Source organism: Rhodoplanes sp. P11 (assembly GCF_964266735.1).
GTDB classification, from domain to species: Bacteria; Pseudomonadota; Alphaproteobacteria; order Rhizobiales; family Xanthobacteraceae; genus Rhodoplanes; species Rhodoplanes serenus.
Genome location: NZ_CAXWGY010000022.1, coordinates 1 through 685 on the forward strand (window position 1 = coordinate 1; position 685 = coordinate 685).

Genomic DNA, 685 nt, shown 5'->3' on the forward strand with positions numbered 1-685 from the left:
GGTCACGGCGTCATCGCTCATGACCGCACCCTCATCGTCCAGGCGTCGTCGGCCGCGGAGAGTTCGGCCGCCTCCTTGCTCGCGGCCCATGCGAGCCGTTCCCGGATCTCGTCGCCGAGCGCGGCGACCAGGCTCGCCTCAATCCAATCAAACAGCGCGGCCGCCAGAAACTCGTCATGCCGCGGCCGATCCATGTGCCAGCGCTCGAACGCGCCGACCGCGGAGGCGCCGGGCGGATCGATGCGAACGCACACCATCTCGCCGTCGACGGGATCGTCATTGCAGAGCGCGATGGTGGCGCGCCCCGTGATGCACGACAGCGCCGCGCCCGGCGGAACGCCGCGGACGCCCCGCCCACGCGGATCGGAGACGATCAACGGCACGTCCTCAAACTCGATCTCAATCTCGGGCCGGTACATGCTGCCCTCCCCTCACATCGCTCTGATCAGATCGCGGACGCGGCCGATGACGCCGCGTCGCGCGGGCTCGACCGGCGGAAACATCGGGACGTGGTCGAGCGGCTGCACCGGCTCGGCCGGCTCGCTGCGGACCGCGACGTGATCCTGGATGTCCCGCAGAGCACGCCCGTAGCGCATGCGCGCCTCGTGGCCGCGATCCCAAGCCTGCGCCGCCACCGCTCCGTCGACGTCGGTCAGGCCGGCATAGGGATTGCGGTGACGGCCCA

The 685-nt window shown here is 70.7% G+C and carries 2 protein-coding genes; both read right to left on the minus strand.

What is annotated here, in order from left to right; all coding sequences use genetic code 11:
* Window positions 1-17: 17 nt before the first annotated feature.
* Window positions 18-419: a hypothetical protein gene (locus tag ACFQUV_RS24690; protein ID WP_129608017.1), complete on the minus strand. Its 402-nt coding sequence runs from the start codon at window positions 417-419 to the stop codon at window positions 18-20.
* Window positions 420-431: 12 nt separating this feature from the next.
* On the minus strand, window positions 432-685 hold a 254-nt coding region (locus ACFQUV_RS24695), incomplete at its 5' end, for a hypothetical protein (protein WP_165363792.1).

Coding starts and splice junctions, on each gene's coding strand:
- ACFQUV_RS24690 (WP_129608017.1), bottom strand. CDS start 419: ATGTACCGGCCCGAGATTGAGATCGAGTTTGAGGACGTGCCGTTGATC.